Raw genomic sequence first — 14,112 nt, 5'->3', positions numbered from 1 at the left:
GATCCTTCATGAGTGAACTGACAGGAAAACAAGAGGTCGTGGCTGCACGCGGCGTCAAGATGGCCTTCGGCGCAGTCAAGGCACTGGACGGCGCCGATCTCGTCATCGTGGCCGGCGAATGCGTTGGTCTGGTCGGTCACAACGGTGCCGGCAAATCAACGATCGTCAATGTCATCAATGGCGGTCTGGCTCCGCATGAAGGGTCCGTGACCTTCGGTGGCAAAAGCGGCACGCATAACATTGCCACAGCACGTGCGAACGGCATTCGGTGTGTCTTTCAGGAACTGTCGCTCTGCCCCAATCTTTCCGTCGCCGAAAACGCACGGGTCATGCATAGCGACCTGACCGGCTGGAACTGGCGCTCAAAGGCGCTTTCCCTCATTGAAACAAAGCTGGGCGAGATCTTTCCGGGCCACGGCATCGATTGTGGAAACACGGTTGAAGATCTGTCCATTGCCGAGCGGCAGATGGTGGAAATCGCCATCAGCTTTGCCGGCGCGAGCGCGCGACCGAAGCTGGTGATCCTCGACGAACCAACCTCTTCACTCGATGCGGGGCTCGCAGCACAGTTGATGGCTTATATCAGGCGCTTTGTCAGCCAGGGCGGCTCAGTCTTGCTGATCTCTCATATCCTTGGCGAGATACTCACCACCTCTGACCGAATTGTCGTGATGAAGGACGGTAAGGTGATCACCGACCGTCCCGCCTCCGCATTTACCAGCCGCACCCTCGTTGAAACCATGGGCAGCGTTGTGCACGAGCAGGACTGGCAAAGGGCGGATATCGACAGAAGTGGAGCGCCAGCTCTTTCCATGCCACCGCGCCAGGGCGACGGTCTCGCCTTTGAGGCACATCGCGGTGAAATCATTGGATTTGCAGGTCTGGGAGGGCACGGACAGACCGAAGCTCTGCTGGATCTCTATCTCGCCTATAACGGCAATTGGCTGCCATCCAAAGGCCATGGCATTGCTTTCGTGGCAGGAGATCGCAGCCTCAACGGCACATTTCCGCTCTGGAGCATCCTCAAGAACTTGAGCATCGGCTCGCTCGGAAGCCTCTCGAGCCGGGGACTGATCGATCATGGCCAGGAAGGTGAACTCGGAGAACGTTGGAAAAAACGCATAGAGATCCGTACCCCGGATATGGGAAACCGTATTCTCTCTCTATCGGGCGGGAACCAGCAGAAAGTTCTGTTTGCACGCGCTCTGGCAACAACCGCGAGCATTGTCCTGATGGACGATCCGATGCGAGGTGTCGATGTGGGCACCAAGCAAGAGGTCTATGCCATCCTGCGGGCCGAAGCCGCTGCCGGCCGTACATTCATATGGTATTCGACGGAAATGGATGAGATCTGCCTGTGCGACCGCGTCTATGTGTTTCGCGATGGCGCTATTGCCGCCGAACTGGTTGGCGAGGAGATCTCGGAAACCAATGTTCTTGCCTCATCCTTCAGCGGGAGTGATGCCGCATGAAACTGTCTTCCAGCACCGTCAGGCTTCTGATCCCGGCACTGTCGCTTGCCGTTCTTCTGGCAGCCGTCTTTTATATGCAGCCGCGTGCCATGAGTTATATCGGGCTCAATCTGCTCTTCAATCTCGCCGTGCCGATTGCACTCGCGACCATCGCGCAGATGCTGATCATGTCGGTCAATGATCTCGATCTTTCCATGGGTGCTTTTGTCAGCTTTGCTGCCTGTGTGGCCGCAACATATCTCCAGTCTTCGCCGACGCTCGGTATTCTGATCCTTGTCGGCGCCATTGCTATCTACGCAATCATGGGTGTGGTGATCTTCGTCCGCGACTTGCCGTCCATTGTCGTCACGCTCGGTATGAGCTTTGTGTGGGGCGGCCTTGCTGTGTTGCTGCTGCCATCACCGGGCGGTGCAGCCCCTGAGTGGGCGCGCTGGCTCATGACCTCGAAACCGCCTTTCGTTCCGATGGCGATTATTGCCAGTGTCGTGATCGCGCTGGTGACCCATTTCGTTGTGATGCGGTCATCCTTCGGCGTGCTGATCCGCGGTGTCGGCGGCAACTTCCGCTCGGTCGAACGGGCCGGCTGGTCCGTGATCGGGCTTCGTGCCGGTGCCTATGCGCTGGCCGGCTTCTTTGCCATCCTGTCGGGTATCGCTTTGGTCGGACTGACCACGGCTGCAGATGCCAATATCGCACTTCGCTACACATTGCTGTCGATTGCGGGCGTCATTCTGGGCGGCGGCGAGTTTGTCGGCGGACGTGTCTCGCCCATCGGTGCCGTGATCGGCGCATTGACGCTGACATTGGCCGGCTCCTTCCTGTCCTTCATGCGCATTTCGCCGGACTGGCAGATCGGCGCGCAGGGCGCAATCCTGATCCTGGTATTGGCCTTGCGTCTCTTCCTCAATCGACTTGAAAAGCGGGAGAAGGGCCGATGAGCGCGCTTCGCATCCTCTCGTCCAAAACGTGGATCTGGTCCTTTGCCGCCACGTTGATCATCTGGATCATCACGGTGCTCTTCACCGGCGGCGCGAGTTCCTTGAGCCTTTCTCACGCGGCGCTCACCTTTGCTGCATTTTCAGTGATCGTCGGGGTCGGACAGATGTTCGTCATCACGCTCGGGCCTGGCAATATCGATCTATCCGTTCCAGCCACCATGACGCTTTCGGGCACGCTCGCGCTGAAGCTGATGAATGGTGCAGACGGCATGATTATCGCCGGTCTGCTGGCGTCCCTCGGCGTTGGCTTTGTGGTCGGTCTTTGCAATTACGCACTGATCAAGCTTTTGCGCATACCACCCATCATTGCCACGCTGTCGATGAGCTTTATTATTCAATCGACGGCGATTTGGTCCAATCGTGGTCTACGCATCAAGCCGCCGCAGATGCTGGCAGACTTCACGACATCCAGCCTGTTCGGTATCCCCAATGTTGCCCTGGTGGCGCTTGTGGTGTCAATCGCGGCCTGGGTCATGCTGGAAAAAAGCATTTATGGCCGCTGGATCTCCGCAATCGGGCAAAGCATGTTTGCCGCCCGCATGACCGGCATTCCCGTCGATGGCGCACGGCTCGTCACCTATATCGCCTGCGCGGTGCTGGCGTCTATCAGCGGGTATCTGCTGGCAAGCTTTTCCGGTGGTGCGGCGCTCAACATGGGTGCAGAATATCTGCTGATGTCGATTGCCGTTGTCGTCATCGGGGGAACGGCAGTGGCTGGCGGTAACTCCAACATACCCGGTATCTGGGGCGCATCGCTCTTCATGTTCCTGGTGGTCTCGATGCTCAACACCTACGGGTTTGGAGCCGGCGTTCGCCTGATCCTGACCGGACTGATCATCATCGCCGTGATCCTGCTGGCCGGCGGGCGCAAGGCGATACGGTGAAACTTACAACGACAATGGACAAGATCATGCCACAGCAAACCTCCATCTATGAAATCCACGACGACCGCTTTCGGCAGTTGACGGTGGCGAGTGCTGGGCTGGAGGAACTGTATTGCGGATGCCGATGGGCTGAGGGGCCGGTCTGGTTCGCAGATCTCAATTGCCTGATCTTCAGCGATATCCCGAATCAGCGCATGTTGCGGTGGGTGCCGGACGGAGAGGTTTCCGTCTTTCGTTCGCAGTCCAACTTCGCCAATGGCAATACGCGCGACCGCGAGGGCCGTCTGGTCTCGTGCGAACATGGGAGCCGTCGCGTAACGCGCACGGAAATAGACGGCTCGCTGACGGTTCTGGCAGACAGCTTCGAAGGAAAGAAGCTCAACTCCCCCAATGACGTTGTGGTGCGTTCAGACGGAAGCGTGTGGTTTACCGATCCAACCTATGGCATTCTGTCGGACTATGAAGGCTTTAGGGCTGAACCCGAACAGGCGACCCGTAACGTCTACAGGCTTGATCCCAAAACCGGAGAGCTGAGCGCGGTCGTCACCGATTTCGGCCAGCCCAACGGACTGGCCTTCTCGCCAGATGAAAGCAAGCTCTATATCGCCGATTCGTCATCGAGCCACGATATCAACGCGCCCAGCCACATCCGCGTCTTCGATGTCGTGGACGGGACAACGCTGACCAATGATCGCGTTTTCTGCAACCTGGACAAGGGGCTTCCGGACGGCTTCAGAATGGATGTCCATGGAAACCTCTGGACCAGCGCCGGAGATGGCGTGCATTGCTTTTCACCGGAGGGTGAATTGCTGGGCAAGATCCTCGTCCCGCAAACGGTCGCCAACCTCACCTTCGGTGGCCCCCGCAAGAACCGGCTTTTCATTACAGCCACCAGATCGCTTTACTCGGTCTATCTCGCCACGAATGGGGCATCGCTGAGCTGATATTGCCGAACGTGGTGACACGGTCGCATTGATTGAGATCACGGCCATTACCCCTGAGGGTACTCTCCCCCTGTCCTGACACACGATCATCAGATACCAAATCCGTTTTCATATCTTGACTTACGATACATACCGGGAATGATGATGAAAAAGAATGGAGGAGGGCAACGATGGCGGAAATCCGTCTGGACAACGTATCCAAGAGTTTCGGGGCGGTCTCCGTCATCCGCGATATTTCACTGACCGTAAATTCCGGCGAGCTGATGGTTTTCCTGGGGCCTTCCGGTTCAGGAAAATCCACGCTGCTTCGCATGATAGCCGGTTTGGAGAGCATCGACAGTGGAACTTTGAAAATTGGCGGCGTACCAAGCGAAGGCTTGGCACCGGGTCAACGCGACGTCGCCATGGTGTTCCAGAACTACGCTCTCTACCCCCACATGAGCGTACGGGAGAACATGGCATTCGGGTTGCGCAATATCGGTCTGGCCGAAGCCGAGATCGAGAGCCGGGTCAGGGATGCGGCACGCATGCTGGAGATGGATGAACTGCTGGCCCGTAGACCTTCCCAGCTATCCGGTGGACAAAGGCAACGGGTGGCGATCGGCCGTGCGATCGTCAAAGAACCTAAGGCGTTTCTTTTCGACGAACCCCTCTCGAACCTCGACGCCTCGCTAAGGGTCCGTACACGCGTCGAGCTGGCGCAACTTCACCAACGAATGAATGCCACGATGATCTACGTCACGCATGACCAGACCGAAGCGATGACACTGGCCGACAGAATTGTTGTGCTGAACCAGTGCAGGATCGAACAGATCGGCACGCCCATGGATGTCTACCTGAAACCCGCCTCGCGGTTTGTTGCCGGGTTCATCGGAAGCCCGGGTATGAATTTTCTGCCCGTAGAGGTTTTGGGAAGAGGGCGCACGCCGGTGCGTTTTGGCAACGGCTTCGAACTCGAAATCGACGCTCCCGTACCGAATCCGGGCCGCTTTGAATTGGGCATACGACCGGAAGCCGTACGCGTTGTCACCCAGAGCGACGGCCAGCAGCAAAACACCACCGAGGCCAAGATCGGCGTGGTCGAGCGCTTGGGCGAACGCACGCTTGCCTATTGTACGCTTGATAACGGATCGGAATTGATCGCCCAAGATAGCGGCGGCTCGGAGATACGGCCCGGCGACCGTGTCCACATCGCCCTTGATCCGAATGCCATTCACTTCTTTGACACCGACGGAAGGTCATACCAGCACCATTGACGTGATGCGGCGGATGATAGGACAAGGCCCTACCCCTTGATACCCGCCGAGAGCGTTATCGCCTCGGTGACGCGCCTTTGAAAGATCAGATAGGCAATTGCCACCGGCAATCCAGCCAGAACAGCGGCACTCAGTTCGCGCGCGTAATAAACGCCGAAAGCATCGTTCACCTGCGTGATGCCGACAGTGATTGTCATCATATCTGTCCGGGTGACAGCCAGAAATGGCCAAAGGAAAGAGTTCCACGACCAGATAAAGCAGACAATGGCGAGCGCCGTCGTGACACCCCAATTCATCGGAATATAAACACGCGTCAGAATCCGCCATTCCGAAGCGTTGTCCATGACAGCTGCTTCGCGGAAATCCTTCGGCACACCATCAAAAAACTGCTTGTAGACAATGATTATGACCGGATGGATGAGTTGGGGCAGCACGATGCCGGCCCAGCTATTGATAAGACCAAGATTGGCAACCAGCTCGAAATGGTTGACGATCAGCGTCTGCATTGGAACCATGAAGCTCGCGAGGATCAGCCACCACAGGACCTTGCGAAACGGAAAATCCAGTTGCGAGATGGCATAACCACACAGAAGCGAGGAAGAGACCGTCAACACGGTGACAGCGACGGCGGTCACGATGGAATTGAGGTACCACCGCCCGATCTCGGTTTCTGTCAACGCAAAGATGTAGTGTGAGAACGTCAATGTATCCGGCCATAATTCGATATACGGTCTGACGACCTCATCCTCCGGCTTCAATGAGGACACAACGCCCCAGTAGAGCGGAAAGGCCCAGATCACGGCTGCTAGAACAGTCAGCAAGGTGATGACGAGACCGGCGCGGTTGAGGCGACGTAGGGTTTGGACTTTCATCTGTTGCGCACCCCTGAAAGTCTCGTGAGCTGGAAATTCATCACCGCGACAATGATGACAATCAGGAAAAGCACCACCGCAGCCGCAGCCGCCCGCCCACCTTGGTCGGACTGAAATGCCCTGAGGAAGATGTAATAGACGAGAACGAGGTTGTCGTTTGGGCGCCCACCCTGCGAAAAAAGATAGACCTGGTCAAAAATCTTGAGCTGCGAGATTAGCTGGATGGTCAGGACGAGCGCAGTGATCGGCCACATCAATGGCCAGGTTATGCGCCTGAACATCGTCCAGCGTCTGGCATTGTCTAGTTCCGCTGCCTCGTAAATCTCGGCAGGGATGGCCCTTAGTCCCGCCAGAAAAAGCAGAATCGAAAAGCCGGCGGTCCACCATATCGTGACGAGGCCGACCGCCGGCATGAACCAGACGGTGGACTTGAAGACAGGAATGCGTTGCATACCCAACAGATCGAAAACATACATTGCAATCCCGAACTGAAAATTCAGGGTCCAGTCCCAGATGAGATAGACGACAGAGACCGGCAGAATATAGGGCAGGAAGAAGACGGCCAATATTGCTGACTTCAGAGACCCCGTGAGGCGGTCGACGCCGAGGGCGATCGCATAGGCAATCATCGTGCCTGGAACGACCGTGAGCAACACGAAGTAGGCCGTATTCCACAAGGCGGTAGAAAATCGACGCTCTCCGACGAGACGCGTGTAGTTATCGAGCCCCACATAACTGCCGCCCCCGATCAGCGGCGCATCGGTGAGACTGACGCTGAACAGCTTGATCGCCGGATAGATGAAAACGAGTCCGTATATCGCGACAAACGGCGCGACAAGGACGAATGCAAACAGGGCCTCGCTACCTCTGTTCCTGAGCATGCTTTCCGAGACCTCCCGAAACGTGACAATAAGGCGGTCAATTGAACAGAAGGACGCCCGGGCAGGATTGCTCGCACCCGGGCATACTACCTAAAATCAGAGCTCGTCCAAGCCGATCTTGATCTCCTCGACGGCTTCAGAGGCGTCCATTTCACCATTGAGTGTCGGTACAAAATAGGTCGACATGACATCGAAGACCGGTCCCGCGATACCAGCGAGCGGGGTCTTGGGATCGAAGATCATGTTCGCTGTCAGCGATGAGTAGGTGGCATTGGGCTCCATGGCCTTGTACTCGGCGGAATTGGTAATCGGGCCGTAGGCGGGGATGTGGCCGGCGGTGGCCCATAGCAGTGAATTTTTCGAAATCCAGCTTATGATTTCCAGCACGGCAGCGCGCTTTTCGGGCGTCATATCCCTGCCCTTGTTGTCAGGAATCGCAAAGGCGTGACTGTCGGCATAGGTGGAAGGATGGTCGAAGATGACTGGCAATTCTACCGCACCCCATTCAAACAGCTTTCCCTCCTTGTTCAGGTCCGTCATCGTTGGCACTTCCCAAACGCCGTTGATCATCATGGCCGCCTCTCCCGAGGTAAAAAGAGCGACCGTGGCCGGGTAGTCTGTGTAGGTGGATTGCAGACCTTCTTTGGTCCACTCCTGCAGGACCGACAAGGCGTTCTCAAGCTTTTGGGCATTGTCACCAGCGAGGAACTCGCCGTCCGTCATCAGTTCACCATCCTGCTGCCCCATCAAGGAATAGACGGTCCGGAACATGAAATTGCCGTCGGCCGTCACAGAACCCAGAGGGAACTTCACGCCTGCATCCTTCAGCGCTTTCAGCGTGGCTGTGAAATTGTCCCGCGAATCCAAGCCCTTTGGCTTTCCGTTCTCGTCAAGCAGGCCGGCTTTGGCGAGCAAATCCTTGTTGTAGTAAAGAACAATCGGATGCGTATCGAGCGGGACGGCATACTGCTTGCCATCGACTGTGACGGCATCCCAAGTGGCTGGCGCATAATCTTCCTCCTTCAACCCCATGGTACTCCAGTCGTCTGCAGTCACTTCCTGCAGGATGCCCTGTTTGACACCCAGGGGAATGCGGCTGGCATGATACGTCATGATATCAGGACCTTCGCCAACGGCGGCTGAGGTCTGGACTTTCGAATAGAATGGAATTCCCCATTCAAGAGTGGTCGCGTCTATCTTGATCTCACCTTGATGTGCCGCGTTAAAATCGACAATCATCTGCTTCATCCGCACACCATCACCGCCGGCGAGGAAATCCCACCAGACAACCGTTTCCTGAGCATGAGCTGCGGAGGTCATCAACCCCGTGGCCACGACGAGTGCTTTCGTAAATCTGTACCAATTCGGCATGTCATTCTCCTCCCTGAAGACGGGTGGTCTCCCAGCCACCCGATGATTGCACCGACGGCGCCCCGGCCCCCTCATCTGGGCAAGAGACGCTGCAACAACTTGACTTTTCCACCGTTGGCCAGCTCACAAATTCACATGAGCATGACATTTCACTAAAGTGTAATTCTAATCATCGAATAGGAATAGGGCGGCACCGATAGCCGCACGGTATTCCCTTCAAGCGTAGCATCGTTCGTCTGATGCGGCTTGACGTTGTCAGGATTTTCCTTCGTGTTGCGGGCCTCAAGATCGTCATGCTTGATCAGCGTGTGCTCGACACTTTTGACGGTGCCGAAGCGCTCGACTGCTAGAGCAATGTCCATATGCTCCTGTCCATGACGGTTGATCGCGAAAAAGGTCAGCGTTCCGGCGTCAGCGTCGTGAGTGCCCGCGATGTCAAGATAGGAGACGTCATCGGCGACACCGGATGTGTAGCTCTTGCAGTCAACATCCAGCTGAAGTGCCGTGCCGCGACCATGACGCGAAGCAAGGTGGAACGGATGATAGATCGTCTGTCGCCAGGCTGCGCCACCCGGCTCAGTCATGATCGGCGCAATGACATTCACCAACTGTGCTATGCAGGCGATCCGGACGCGGTCTGAACGACGGATGAAAGTATTCAGGATGCAGCCAACCTGCAGTACGTCCTCGAAATTGTAGATGTCCTCCAGCAGCACCGGCGCGTGCGGCCAGTCCCACTCCTTCATCCGTTTCGCATCACTCTTGCGCTCGTGATACCAGACGTTCCACTCGTCGAAGGAAATCTTGACGTCCCGCTTCGAGCGCTTCTTACTCTTGACGAAGTCGATGACGCCGCCGACCGTGCCAATATAGCGGTCCAATTTCTCCGGAAGCGCCAGATATTCGGCCGTATTTTTCTCGTAATTCTCGAAATACATGTGCAGCGAGATATAGTCGACCTGGTCATAGGTCTCCTCCAGAACCGTGGCTTCCCATTGTGGATAGGTAGCCATTTCGGAATGGGAAGAGCCGCATACAACGAGTTCAAGCTTGTCATCGAATGCGCGCAACGCCTTGGCAGTCTCGTTGGCGAGATGGCCGTATTCGTGTGCACTCTTGTGTCCCACCTGCCAAGGACCGTCCATCTCGTTACCCAGGCACCAGAGCTTCACATCCCAGGGATCCGCACGGCCATTCTTGCGGCGTAGGTCCGACCAATGGCTACCACCGGGATGATTGACATACTCGACAAAATTGCGGGCCTCATCGAGGCCTCGGGAACCCAGATTGACCGCGAGCATCATATCGGTGCCGGCGGCATCGGCCCATTCGGCGAATTCGTGAACGCCGACCTGATTGGATTCCGAGGTGCGCCAGGCAAGGTCCAGCCGCGTGGGTCGATTTTCCTTGGGGCCGATCCCGTCTTCCCAATTATAGGCGGAGACGAAGTTCCCGCCGGGATAGCGGCACACAGGCGTGTCGAGTTCCCGCACAAGATCGATCACATCGCGGCGCATACCATTCGGCAAAGCCGTCGGATGCTCAGGCTCATAAATACCCGTGTAAACGGCACGCCCCAGATGTTCCAGGAATGAGCCGTAAAGCCGCTTGTCGATCTCTCCAATTGAATAGCGCGCATGCGCAGTGACCCGAGCGTCCATGTTCCTCCCACAGATCTTAATATCCGTTTATCCGGTTTATATCCGTCTTTTTGGTATTTAGAACTGACATGGGCGGCGGCGTCAAGTGCTCTTAAGATTTTTCAGATCTGGATACGCAGCACGATATCCTGGTCATAATTGCCGAAACCGCTTCCGAAGATATTGATGCCACCGGGATGCTCGGCATCCTCCTTGACGCCAACGCGCATACGGATCGACCGATGACGATCGAGTCCAAGATCATCGAGGGTGACCGCCGAAATTTTCACTCCGTCGACGAAGGAACCCTGCTCATTGATCCGCCAGTTTTTCAGCTTGCCGTATTGCGAACCGGCAAGCTTCCACCAGTCGGGGGTAAAGACCCCACGCTTGTCACCGAAGTCACCCGGGGAGGTCCATGTACCGACATCGACTTGATTGATTTCGAGAAAAATGTCGGAAGGCCAGTTTGCGGCGGTGCCGGGCACCTCCGAACTCAGTTCCATCGAAAACTCCAGCGCTCTGGGCTTCGCTTTCTTGAGCAAGGTATTGTTCGGAAACTGATATTCGACAAACCCCCTGGTAAACCAGAGCAGACCGGCTTTCATTCGGTCCGGATCGAGGAAGGTGTCCGGCACATCGAGAAGGCCGATAACGCCGTCACGGGAACAGAGGCCGCAAGGGCCCTTTACGTCAAACTGCGTATAGAGACCCAGCGGCATCGAGACCTCAATCATATTCTCCAGATGATCGGCCATCGGCTCGGCAAAAGAAATCAGGATCTCTTGGAAAGCGGAATGGCATAGCTTCTGGCTACCCTTTTTCGCTCTCTGACTTTCGGTATAGATCAACCCGCAATCCTCAAGGATCTTCAAATTGATCGACACGGTGGATTGCGGAAGCGCCAGTGCCTCAGCGATCTGGTTGACGTTTCTCGCCCCCTCAGTCCGCAGAAGCTTCAGGATGCCGATGCGAACCTCGCTTGCGAGGCCCTTCAGGAGATCCTGTCGCTCCACAGGATCGATTACCAGTACCTTACCCGTCATATACCTGCCCTTTGCCCGTTGCATTCATATCAGATTTTTCGATATGAATGCAACGGGGGCAGAACAGAAGCTTGAGGCTTTGCCAAGCCAGCAGACCTTTAGGATGGTCCAGCTCCCGATAGTGTCGCCAAATCCCGTGTTGATCCAATCCTATCGGAAATGTTCATTTCGGATTAAAGTTCGAAAAATTCTGGATTTCATCGTCGTCTGATCATTGGGCGCAGAGGGAATGGACCCGCCGCCTTCGTATATGTTTGGCAACCACCGTGACCGATCAACATTCAAATATCCAAGATCAGAAGTTGCACATTCATGGTGCAGACCTTTACACCCTTCAAGAGGAAAGCGCATTCAAGAGCCGACTTGCGTCCGCGCTTCTATTTACCATCCCCTTTTTGTCTTTGGTGAAGCATGGACACTGATCTCGCATCGGATGACGGCTCCATGATCGACATTTGGAACTGGTCACTCGACCATCCTGTGGGCGACGAAAATACCGCAGGGGCTATTCTCTCCGATGAAGAGCGCGCGCGCGCGGCCCGTTTCATCCGGCCGCGGGATGCGAAACGCTTCCTCGCCGGCCGCGTGCAACTGCGCAATATTCTCGGACAGTATATCGGTCTGGCGCCATCGGAAATTATATTTTCCTATGGCATAAACGGCAAACCTGAACTTGTCTGGGGAGGCTCGACCGCGCTTCATTTTAACCTGAGCCACAGCGCTGGACAGGCAATCCTTGCGGTCTCACGCCGGTTTCATCTCGGTATCGATATCGAGGAAATTCGGCCAATATCCGAAGATGTCGCTGGCCACTTCTTTTCACCGGCTGAATATGCAGACCTGCAGGCGCTGCCTTTGGCCGACCAGATCTCCTCCTTTTATCGGTGCTGGACCCGCAAGGAGGCCTTTATCAAAGCGCATGGTGCTGGCCTGTCTCTTCCGCTTGACTGTTTCGATGTTTCGCTTGCGGACAACGCTGGCCCAACCTTGCTGCGGCGTCTTGATCCGCTGGTCGGCCGCGCGGAAGATTGGGCATTGCTCAATCTTGATGTCGACAAAAGTTTTTGCGGCGCCTTGGCAGCATTGACGTTTGGTGAAGACGTGGTGCTACGTTATCGTGATTTCTCCCTTTAGCCCTCAAACATCACATCAATGACGAAACGCCCTGCCGCCGCATCAAGATGATGGCACGCGACCTGTCCAGGGCCGAAATCCGGTGTGATGGTGCGTACGCAACGCTCACGATACGTCTCAAGGTCAAGGTGCTCGACCTTCATGATGTTCAAGGCATAACCATAGATTCCGTACTCGTTGCGCTGGGATGGTCGGTAGAGCTTGCCCTCATGTACGAACGGTCGCCCGCCATTGCGCGCCACAGTGCTGTCTATGACGACCGGATTATTCTTATGTGGCACGATGCGCTTGAGTTCCGGTCCGTCCACCTCAAAGACATGTAGCTCGCTACAGTGGTCTTCGTAGGCATGGAAATCGGACAGATTGGTGAACAACCACCACTTTCCATCGAAATGCGTGAGCGCGCTGTCTGCGGGTGCGAACCCTTCAAGTCCGGTCGAGTAGAGCTCCCAGCCCAGCGGAAAATCCACACAGCGCCAGACCTCCAGACGACGCGCCTGATGTGCTTCCGGGATCATGAACAACTGATCATCGTGACGGAATATGAAGGGGTAAGACAGGTGATGATCACACTCCAAGGCAATACCTAACCTCTCCAGCCTGTTGCCGACGAGTCGGCTTACCGCGATATGGGCTTTGGTATCACTGGGTGCGTAGGCCTCGTAAAATAGAAAGAGTTGCCCCTCATGCTCGATGAGAAAAGGATCCGCCCGGATCTCGTGCTCGTCCGGCTCGATCAACACGGCTTTGTGCGGGTCGAAGTCTTCGGGGTACCCCTTGCCGACATATAGCCCCCAGACGTCAGCGCCCCCACCAATTTTCATCTGTGCAGCCTGTGCTCCTCTTGCGAAGAGTTTCCTCACGAGACTTGCCCCATAGGAGTACAGCTGCCGAACGGTCGGCGGTTCACTTGTCGTTGCCGTTGTCTGTGAGGCGTGAATTGCCCCCAACTGCCGGGTGTCGGCAACGCGACGCAGTTCCCGCATCACGAGGGTTACTGCACGCTCCTTGATAAAATCAGCATTCCGGATCGCACTGAACTTTGTATTGAATGCTGCGGTGGCGAGGTCGCATGCGTGTGCGATGCCTGCTTGGCGGATCTCTATGCGCATCTGCGTCGCAGGTACCTCCTCAATCACGCCGGCATAGCCAAACCAATCTGCTCCGCCCGACACATTCTGAAGAAAGGAAAACCGCCACTCTCCGAAACGCAGTCGGGCAAGTGCGGTCTCCGGCAACGTTCCTGGAGACAAGCACAGCATGAGATCAAGTTTCAAACTGTCGCGATGACCTGTCTCAGTTATCAAAGAGGCCTGCTCGAAAGGCAGGTCTGGAAGACTGAAATGCTTCGGCTGATAGATCGGTTGACGGGCAATTGTCTTTCGCTCAAGCCAAGCGGCCACTCGCAAAACTGTCGGGGTATGGGCGCACTCGGCCGAAGATGGGTACACCAGCACTGCAGAAAGCGAGAACCGGCTGTCTTCGAGGATACGGTCGATAATCCTCAGTTGCCAGTTTTCCAAGCCCCGTTCCCGGTCCAGCAACACACCGACGCGGAGCGGGACTTGGGCTGGTCGCTTGCCTTCAACGAATGGCTTGGCGACGCTGTCCATC

12 protein-coding genes are annotated in these 14,112 nt (G+C 56.1%); 6 read left to right on the top strand and 6 right to left on the bottom strand.

The features are described 5' to 3' along the window. Window positions 1-8: 8 nt before the first annotated feature. From ACWPM9_RS01445 to ACWPM9_RS01425, 5 genes are all read left to right on the top strand, one after another. Window positions 9-1,472 (top strand): ATP-binding cassette domain-containing protein, encoded by a 1,464-nt coding sequence (locus ACWPM9_RS01445; protein ID WP_484756503.1) that lies wholly within the window; start codon window positions 9-11, stop codon window positions 1,470-1,472. Next, a complete protein-coding gene (locus tag ACWPM9_RS01440; protein WP_428188025.1) occupies window positions 1,469-2,410 on the top strand; it encodes an ABC transporter permease in 942 nt (313 codons plus the stop codon). Before ACWPM9_RS01445 ends, ACWPM9_RS01440 begins: the two co-directional genes overlap by 4 nt. After that, on the top strand, window positions 2,407-3,354 hold the full coding sequence (locus ACWPM9_RS01435) for an ABC transporter permease (protein WP_428188024.1): 948 nt from the start codon (window positions 2,407-2,409) through the stop codon (window positions 3,352-3,354). The genes ACWPM9_RS01440 and ACWPM9_RS01435 overlap by 4 nt, the downstream gene beginning before the upstream one ends. A gap of 26 nt (window positions 3,355-3,380) precedes the next feature. Then, window positions 3,381-4,298, top strand: a complete 918-nt coding sequence (locus tag ACWPM9_RS01430) for an SMP-30/gluconolactonase/LRE family protein (protein WP_484756502.1) — start codon at window positions 3,381-3,383, stop codon at window positions 4,296-4,298. A gap of 170 nt (window positions 4,299-4,468) precedes the next feature. After that, entirely contained in the window at window positions 4,469-5,554 is a 1,086-nt protein-coding gene (locus tag ACWPM9_RS01425) for an ABC transporter ATP-binding protein (protein ID WP_484756501.1), read from the top strand. Window positions 5,555-5,583: 29 nt separating this feature from the next. On the opposite strand, the gene ACWPM9_RS01420 is transcribed toward ACWPM9_RS01425, so the two are convergent. From ACWPM9_RS01420 to ACWPM9_RS01400, 5 genes are all read right to left on the bottom strand, one after another. Further along, complete coding sequence (locus ACWPM9_RS01420; protein WP_428188021.1) at window positions 5,584-6,426, bottom strand: carbohydrate ABC transporter permease; 843 nt, start codon at window positions 6,424-6,426, stop codon at window positions 5,584-5,586. Then, window positions 6,423-7,307, bottom strand: coding sequence for a carbohydrate ABC transporter permease (locus ACWPM9_RS01415; RefSeq protein WP_484756500.1), 885 nt, complete (start codon window positions 7,305-7,307; stop codon window positions 6,423-6,425). The genes ACWPM9_RS01420 and ACWPM9_RS01415 overlap by 4 nt, the downstream gene beginning before the upstream one ends. A 96-nt stretch (window positions 7,308-7,403) precedes the next feature. Continuing rightward, a complete protein-coding gene (locus ACWPM9_RS01410) occupies window positions 7,404-8,678 on the bottom strand; it encodes an extracellular solute-binding protein (RefSeq protein ID WP_484756499.1) in 1,275 nt (424 codons plus the stop codon). Window positions 8,679-8,830: 152 nt separating this feature from the next. Continuing rightward, complete coding sequence (gene arfA, locus ACWPM9_RS01405) at window positions 8,831-10,339, bottom strand: arabinosylfuranosidase ArfA (RefSeq protein WP_484756498.1); 1,509 nt, start codon at window positions 10,337-10,339, stop codon at window positions 8,831-8,833. Between the two features lie 101 nt (window positions 10,340-10,440). Then, window positions 10,441-11,364 carry an ArsR/SmtB family transcription factor gene (locus ACWPM9_RS01400; RefSeq protein ID WP_484756497.1) on the bottom strand — a complete coding sequence of 308 codons (924 nt, stop codon included), beginning with the start codon at window positions 11,362-11,364 and terminating at the stop codon, window positions 10,441-10,443. Window positions 11,365-11,775: 411 nt separating this feature from the next. Between ACWPM9_RS01400 and ACWPM9_RS01395 the strand changes: the two genes are divergently transcribed. Then, window positions 11,776-12,498 carry a 4'-phosphopantetheinyl transferase family protein gene (locus tag ACWPM9_RS01395; RefSeq protein ID WP_484756496.1) on the top strand — a complete coding sequence of 241 codons (723 nt, stop codon included), beginning with the start codon at window positions 11,776-11,778 and terminating at the stop codon, window positions 12,496-12,498. On the opposite strand, the gene ACWPM9_RS01390 is transcribed toward ACWPM9_RS01395, so the two are convergent. Beyond that, complete coding sequence (locus tag ACWPM9_RS01390) at window positions 12,495-14,111, bottom strand: glucosamine inositolphosphorylceramide transferase family protein (RefSeq protein WP_484756495.1); 1,617 nt, start codon at window positions 14,109-14,111, stop codon at window positions 12,495-12,497. The genes ACWPM9_RS01395 and ACWPM9_RS01390 overlap by 4 nt on opposite strands. Window position 14,112 lies beyond the last annotated feature (1 nt).

This window comes from Agrobacterium sp. H141, from assembly GCF_057158725.1.
Note: the sequence above shows the minus strand (reverse complement) of the source record. Positions and strands in the feature narration are given on the sequence as shown.

Coding starts and splice junctions, on each gene's coding strand:
- ACWPM9_RS01445 (WP_484756503.1), top strand. CDS start 9: ATGAGTGAACTGACAGGAAAACAAGAGGTCGTGGCTGCACGCGGCGTC.
- ACWPM9_RS01440 (WP_428188025.1), top strand. CDS start 1,469: ATGAAACTGTCTTCCAGCACCGTCAGGCTTCTGATCCCGGCACTGTCG.
- ACWPM9_RS01435 (WP_428188024.1), top strand. CDS start 2,407: ATGAGCGCGCTTCGCATCCTCTCGTCCAAAACGTGGATCTGGTCCTTT.
- ACWPM9_RS01430 (WP_484756502.1), top strand. CDS start 3,381: ATGCCACAGCAAACCTCCATCTATGAAATCCACGACGACCGCTTTCGG.
- ACWPM9_RS01425 (WP_484756501.1), top strand. CDS start 4,469: ATGGCGGAAATCCGTCTGGACAACGTATCCAAGAGTTTCGGGGCGGTC.
- ACWPM9_RS01420 (WP_428188021.1), bottom strand. CDS start 6,426: ATGAAAGTCCAAACCCTACGTCGCCTCAACCGCGCCGGTCTCGTCATC.
- ACWPM9_RS01415 (WP_484756500.1), bottom strand. CDS start 7,307: ATGCTCAGGAACAGAGGTAGCGAGGCCCTGTTTGCATTCGTCCTTGTC.
- ACWPM9_RS01410 (WP_484756499.1), bottom strand. CDS start 8,678: ATGCCGAATTGGTACAGATTTACGAAAGCACTCGTCGTGGCCACGGGG.
- arfA (WP_484756498.1), bottom strand. CDS start 10,339: ATGGACGCTCGGGTCACTGCGCATGCGCGCTATTCAATTGGAGAGATC.
- ACWPM9_RS01400 (WP_484756497.1), bottom strand. CDS start 11,364: ATGACGGGTAAGGTACTGGTAATCGATCCTGTGGAGCGACAGGATCTC.
- ACWPM9_RS01395 (WP_484756496.1), top strand. CDS start 11,776: ATGGACACTGATCTCGCATCGGATGACGGCTCCATGATCGACATTTGG.
- ACWPM9_RS01390 (WP_484756495.1), bottom strand. CDS start 14,111: ATGGACAGCGTCGCCAAGCCATTCGTTGAAGGCAAGCGACCAGCCCAA.